Source organism: Mesorhizobium sp. YR577 (assembly GCF_900116595.1).
Lineage (GTDB): Bacteria > Pseudomonadota > Alphaproteobacteria > Rhizobiales > Rhizobiaceae > Mesorhizobium_M.
Genome location: NZ_FPBI01000009.1, coordinates 277,295 through 283,334 on the forward strand (window position 1 = coordinate 277,295; position 6,040 = coordinate 283,334).

Annotated in this window: 8 protein-coding genes; 6 read left to right on the forward strand and 2 right to left on the reverse strand. The window is 59.9% G+C overall.

What is annotated here, in order from left to right:
- Positions 1 to 333: 333 nt before the first annotated feature.
- From BM413_RS15515 to BM413_RS15535, 5 genes are all read left to right on the forward strand, one after another.
- Positions 334 to 702, forward strand: a complete 369-nt coding sequence (locus BM413_RS15515) for a hypothetical protein (RefSeq protein ID WP_139238596.1) — start codon at positions 334 to 336, stop codon at positions 700 to 702.
- 87 nt (positions 703 to 789) lie between these two features.
- On the forward strand, positions 790 to 1,029 hold the full coding sequence (locus BM413_RS15520; RefSeq protein WP_244537884.1) for a DUF1127 domain-containing protein: 240 nt from the start codon (positions 790 to 792) through the stop codon (positions 1,027 to 1,029).
- A complete protein-coding gene (locus BM413_RS15525; RefSeq protein WP_091914550.1) occupies positions 1,010 to 1,876 on the forward strand; it encodes an alpha/beta fold hydrolase in 867 nt (288 codons plus the stop codon). The genes BM413_RS15520 and BM413_RS15525 overlap by 20 nt, the downstream gene beginning before the upstream one ends.
- A 188-nt stretch (positions 1,877 to 2,064) precedes the next feature.
- On the forward strand, positions 2,065 to 3,084 hold the full coding sequence (locus BM413_RS15530) for an isopenicillin N synthase family dioxygenase (protein WP_091914552.1): 1,020 nt from the start codon (positions 2,065 to 2,067) through the stop codon (positions 3,082 to 3,084).
- Between the two features lie 382 nt (positions 3,085 to 3,466).
- Complete coding sequence (locus BM413_RS15535) at positions 3,467 to 4,822, forward strand: LLM class flavin-dependent oxidoreductase (protein WP_091914554.1); 1,356 nt, start codon at positions 3,467 to 3,469, stop codon at positions 4,820 to 4,822.
- A 55-nt stretch (positions 4,823 to 4,877) separates the two neighbouring features.
- Here the strand turns inward: BM413_RS15535 and BM413_RS15540 are convergent, their stop codons facing one another.
- Positions 4,878 to 5,243, reverse strand: coding sequence for a putative quinol monooxygenase (locus BM413_RS15540; protein ID WP_091914557.1), 366 nt, complete (start codon positions 5,241 to 5,243; stop codon positions 4,878 to 4,880).
- Positions 5,244 to 5,327: 84 nt separating this feature from the next.
- On the opposite strand from BM413_RS15540, the gene BM413_RS15545 reads away from it, so the two are divergent.
- On the forward strand, positions 5,328 to 5,651 hold the full coding sequence (locus tag BM413_RS15545; RefSeq protein WP_091914559.1) for an ArsR/SmtB family transcription factor: 324 nt from the start codon (positions 5,328 to 5,330) through the stop codon (positions 5,649 to 5,651).
- A gap of 56 nt (positions 5,652 to 5,707) precedes the next feature.
- Here the strand turns inward: BM413_RS15545 and BM413_RS15550 are convergent.
- Positions 5,708 to 6,040: isochorismatase family protein (locus tag BM413_RS15550; RefSeq protein WP_139238597.1), on the reverse strand; the 333-nt coding region annotated here is incomplete at its 5' end.

The window sequence follows — 6,040 nt, forward strand, 5'->3', positions numbered from 1 at the left end:
CGCACTGTCCGGAAGAGGTATTTTCCGAAGGAATACTACCTCTATTTTTCAGGATTCATTCAAGATTCCGGCGATTTGTTTCAATTGTTTCAGTCATATCAAGCAACCCGAGCCTGAATCCCGAAACAAAAGAAACACTTCTGCTTCCCGCCAGAAAAACAGGTGAAACAACGCTGCGCTAAAACCGGAGCGTCGACTTCGATTGAATCGATCGTTGCCGAACAGGTTTTTCAAAACCGAACGATGTCGTCAGCTTCATCAATTTCAGCGGAGCAACGCTGGAATGAAGCGCGACAGCGAAGCCAGAAAATCGAAACAACAATGGAGACCATCATGAGACAGATCATCCTTGCGTTCGCGGCCATGCTGCCGGCAGTCGGCACCACGCATGCCAACGATATCCTTTCCAACCTGCAGTTTCCGGGCGCAGGCATGACTTCCGCCCGTTACGGCGATGCCGCCCCGCGCTCCATCGTGAAGAAGGTGCCAACCGGCCTCAACTTCTCGTCAATCGCCTCGATCGGCGCGCCTGCGGCTGTTGGGAAACTTTCATCCCGTTACACCTATGGCGACGCGTCGATGCCATCGACTGTCTACAACGCGCCGCGGGCGCTCGGCTTTTCCTCGGCGGCATCGATGTCCGCCGGCAGCCGGGGAACGGGTTTCGGGGCCAGTTCGCGCATTCTTTACGGCAGCAACTGACGTTGGGCGGGACGGCGGCACCTGCCGCCGTCCAGACCGCAATCAACCACGCCGCCGATCGGGCGGTCTCAATCAATGGAGTGTACCGTGTTTGCAATCACCCTTTTACTTTCACCCGACAATCGGGACATGTCTCTCCTCGAGAGAGTGCGCATCGCCTACAACGCTTTCCGCGCAGATCGGAGCCAGCGCCGGACCGTCCGGGACCTGTCCAAACTGGACGATTACATGCTCAAGGACATCGGCATCACGCGATCCGAGATCATGTCGATCGCCTTTGGCTCGTCAAACGAGAGGATGCGCGGTCATGAAACCCGGACAGCTTGACCAGTTCGCTGTCGAGCCTGATGCCAGGGATCCTCGCCTGCCGGTGCTCGCCTTGCATGATGCGGCGAGTTCCGGCCGGCAATGGCAGGGTCTCTCGAACTATCTTCGCGGCCGGTATCATTTGATCGCGCCGGAACTGCCGGGCCATGTCGACGTCGGTTTGCGTACAGCCAACGACGTCCACGACATAGCCCAGCTTCTTATCGGCGCGCTCGCCCCTGACATGGTCCCGATACATATCGTCGGCCATGGCCATGGTGCCGCGGTGGCGCTGGAAATCGCGCTGTCCCGGCCGACATTGGTACGAAGCCTGACGCTGATCGAGCCGACTTGCTTCCATCTGTTGCTCGCCGATGATCCGGCCGATCGGATGCTGTTTAGCGAACTCGTCGATCTTGCCGATCGAATGGCGGCATCCATCGCCGCCATGAAGCCGACTGATGCAATTCAGGTCTATGTCGACTTCTGGTATGGAGCCGGCGCCTGGTCCAGAACCAGCAGCGGCCTGCGCGCCGATCTTGCCTCTCAGGCCGAACAGGTGGCGATGACTCTTGCGGCGTCCCTGGCCGAGTACTGGCCCCTGTCACGCTGCAGGCGGGTGTCGTGCCCGACACTTGCAGTCATGGCGCTGGAAAGCCCTGCTGCAAGCCTTCGTGTCACCGAGCTTGTCGCCGAAGCAATAATCGGAGCACGTCTCGTCATGATTCCCGACGCCGGGCACATGGCGCCGCTGACCGATCCGCATATTCTCGATCCGCTGATAGGCTCACACTTGAAATCAGTCGATTATATAGAGACGACGCAACCATCGTGGCTCCGTGCGGCTCGACCCAGACGAGCCGCCTGAGTGTGAAACCACCGCCGTCTCCGGTCGAAACAAACTTGCAGGTTTTCAATCGACAGCGGTGCGGTCTTTCCTCGACTTCGCTTAGATTGGATTGGCGATGTCTTTGATCGGCCTTGCACCTGTGTCACCTTTTTCGGGGCAATCCATGGTGGCGGCTGATCTTCAAGAGGAAACCAAGGAGCAGAGTTATGACCAGAATCGTCCCGGTGTTGGATTTGAGCAGGCTCGAACAAGGCCACTCGGAAAGCCGGACATTTCTTGCCGATCTGCGCTCGGCAGCCCGCGACGTAGGTTTCTTTTATCTAAGTGGCCACGGAATAACGGAAGACGAGATCGCCGATGTTTTGGCGGCATCGCGGCAGTTCTTTGCATTACCCGAGGCCGACAAGCTTGCCATCGAGATGGTCAATTCCTCGCAGTTTCGCGGCTACACGCGTGCGGGTGGTGAGTTGACTAAGGGCAAGGCCGACTGGCGCGAGCAGCTTGACATCGGTGTCGAGCGTGAGGCCATTCCACAGAGCCCGGACGCGCCGGCCTGGACGAGGCTTCAAGGACCAAATCAGTGGCCAGGGCAGCTGCCCAGCCTTAAGCCGGCGCTGCTCGCTTGGCAGGCGAAGGCGACGGCGGTGGCGATACGCCTGCTGAAGGCTTTCGCGGTCGCTCTTGAGCAGCCGGAAGATGCCTTTGATCCCATCTACCGCGAGTCGCCCAATCACCGAATGAAGATCGTGCGCTATCCGGGCCGGGACACGACCGGCGATGGACAGGGGGTTGGCGCGCACAAGGATGGCGGCTTCCTGACCTTGCTTCTGCAGGACGAAAACAAAGGGCTGCAGGTTGAATATGATGGCCATTGGGTGGATGTCGACCCGATCCCCGGAACGCTCGTCGTCAACATCGGCGAACTTCTCGAGCTTGCGTCGAACGGATATCTGCGGGCGACGGTTCACCGCGTGATCACGCCGCCAGCCGGCGTGGAGCGGATATCGGTACCGTTTTTCTTCAGCGCGCGCCTCGACGCCACCATCCCGCTTCTGACCCTTCCCGAAGAACTGGCAGGGGAGGCACAGGGACCAGCGAGCGATCCGGATAATCCGCTGTTTCGCGATGTCGGCACGAATGTTCTGAAGAGCCGATTGCGCTCGCATCCGGACGTAGCGCGGCGACACTATGCCGATCTTCTGGACACGACCTTGGCGCCGACCTGAGCCCCTTCGATGTTAGGCATCGCCTCGCTCGGAAGACTATTCGCCGAGTATTGATATCTTTAGAATGAAATTCGTATCGAAAAGGGTCGAATCGGCGCATAAAGGAAAAATCATCTGGTTCTTCTCCTCCCATTGGAACTGGATGTGTGTTCCCCTCTGGAGGTTTTAAACCTTCAATTCGCCGGGCCGTATTCGAGCCCGGCTTTCTTTTGCCTTGAACAGCCTCTGCCAGGATGGTGCTCTTCGGCGGCCGTTGAGAAACACTTTGTGCAACTGCGCGGTTTGGTGAAAGGAAATACCTTCCGCCAACGGCTTGGGCGGCTCATCTTCTGGGTCAATGCAATATCCGGCTTAACGTCATCGTTTGTCGAAAGTCCTCCCCATGGCCCAAACCCGACAATTGCGGCTCGGCGCATTCATGCGCCCTGTCAGTCTGCACACTGGCGCATGGCGCTATCCCGGCGCTTATCCCGATGCCAATTTCAACTTCGCGCATCTGAAGCACTTCGCGCAGAGGCTCGAAAGCGCGAAGTTCGACGCCTTTTTCATGGCCGATCATCTGGCCGTGCTGAACATGCCGATCGAGGCGCTGAAGCGCAGTCACACGGTGACATCGTTCGAGCCGTTCACGCTGCTGTCGGCGCTCGCTGCCGTAACGGACCGCATCGGTCTTGTCGCCACAGCTTCCACGACGTTCGATGAGCCTTATCATATCGCCCGCCGTTTCGCTTCGCTCGATCATATCAGCGGCGGCCGTGCAGGCTGGAATATCGTGACGACTTCCAACCCGGATGCCGCGTTGAACTTTGGCAGGCAGGAACATGTCGAGCACGGCGAGCGCTACCGCCGCGCTCGCGAATTTTATGATGTCGTGACCGGGCTTTGGGATAGTTTCGCCGACGATGCCTTTGTTCGCGATGCCGAAAGCGGTCTCTATTTCGACCCGTCGAAACTGCATGTCCTCGACCACAAAGGGCCCAGTCTTTCCGTCAGGGGGCCGCTCAACATCGCGCGGCCGCCCCAGGGCTGGCCGGTTATCGTGCAGGCCGGCGCTTCGGAGCCGGGGCGGCAACTCGCGGCCAAGACGGCGGAAGTCATTTTCGCCGCGCATGCCGATCTTGCCGCCGGGCAGCGGTTCTATTCAGACGTGAAGGCGAGGGCGGTGAAGGCAGGCCGATCGCGTGATGACATAAAGATATTGCCCGGCGCTTTTGTCGTTGTCGGCGATACGGTCGAAGAGGCACGTGCCAAGCGCGCCAAGCTCGACAGCCTGGTCTATTACGAGAGTGGCATTGCTTCGCTTTCGATTGCGATCGGGCATGACGCATCAGGCTTCGATCCGGACGCACCGCTGCCGGATATTCCCGAAACCAACGCCAGCAAGAGCGGGCGCGAGCGTGTGATCGAACTGGCGCGTGAGGAGAACCTGACGGTCAGGCAGCTTGCGCAGCGGCTCGGCGGCTATTCCGGTCTCGCCTTCGTCGGGACGGCGAAGGCTATAGCCGACGAGATGGAGGAATGGCTGGCGTCGGAAGGTTCGGACGGGTTCAATGTCATGTTCCCGTTCCTGCCCGCGGGGCTCGATGACTTCGTCGACAGGGTGGTTCCCGAACTGCAACGTCGCGGTATCTTCAGACGCGAATACGAAGGTTCGACATTGCGCGAAAACCTCGGCCTGGCCCGACCGGCAAACCGCTTCTTCGAAGAGCGCCCTGTCAGCCAGCGGAAGGCTGTCTGATGCCGGAAATCGGAATGCTTGTTCGGCCCGGGAAAACAGCCAGCTTGCACCAGCTTCAGATAGTATTTCTGATAACGGGATAGGGGCTCGCCATCTTCAGCCAGCGCACTGTCATGTCTTCGGCAAGGTAATCCATGCGCCGTGCGAGATAGTCCGTGACGTAGGGCTGCTCGAGATGCGCCTTCAGATGGTCGAGGCTTTGCCATGCCTCGTAGAAGACAAACAGATCAGGATCAGCCCGGTCACGGTGCACATGGTATTGCAGCGCGCCGGCCTCCCGGCGCGTCGGCTCAACGAGCGCGAGCAGCGCCGCTTCCAGAGCGTCGCCTTGTCCCGGCTTGGCGCGCGCCTGACCGACCAGGGAGTAGGCCGCGGTTTCGCCGGAATCTGGTTCAGGCAAGGAAAAGGCGGCGTTGGACATCGTGCACTCCGATTGGTATGATGAAATGCATACCTAGCGGATTGATAGGTACGATGCAATACATACCTTGTGCGAGAAAACACGATGGCAGATAGCGAAGGGCACCCGGAGCTGGACGAGATCGGCATCGGTCCGGTGCTGTCTGCGCTGGCCGATCCTCTGCGCCGCCGTGTCGTCGCGGAACTCGCACGTGCGCCCGAGGGGACCGAGCGGACCTGCGCTTCCTTTGGACTGCCGGTCACCAAGGCGACGCTGACCCACCATTTTCGGGTGCTGCGGGAAGCGGGCCTTATCCGCCAGATCAATCGCGGCAACAGCCGCACCGCTGCTCTGCGCCGGGATGATATCGACGCAAAGCTGCCGGGCCTTCTGTCGCTGGTCGCGGCCAACGACATTATTCCGGGATAGTGGCTGCAGCTTCGGCGAAACCTGAATGCCGCCTGCGCTTCTGCTCCGCCGCGCGGTTACGCGTGGACAGGGGGCAGGACCTCGGTGAAGAGCAACTGGATGAGCTGCTGGCCCTTGGGCGAGCCCCAGTTCTGGGCGAGTTCGGCGATCATGGTGTTGGTTGCGGTCAAAATGACGCCGGCGTCCTGCATGCGGCGCCGCGACATGTCCTCGGAAAGCTCGTACGGCGATCCCGAAGCGTCCATGACGGCCTGAACATTATAGCCTTCGCCGACCGCGTCGATCGCCGGGAAGACCAGGCAGACGTCGGTGGTCACACCGGCCATGATCAGGTTCTTGCGGCCCGTCGCCTCGACAGCCGCCTTGAAGTTGGCGTCGGTCCAGGCATT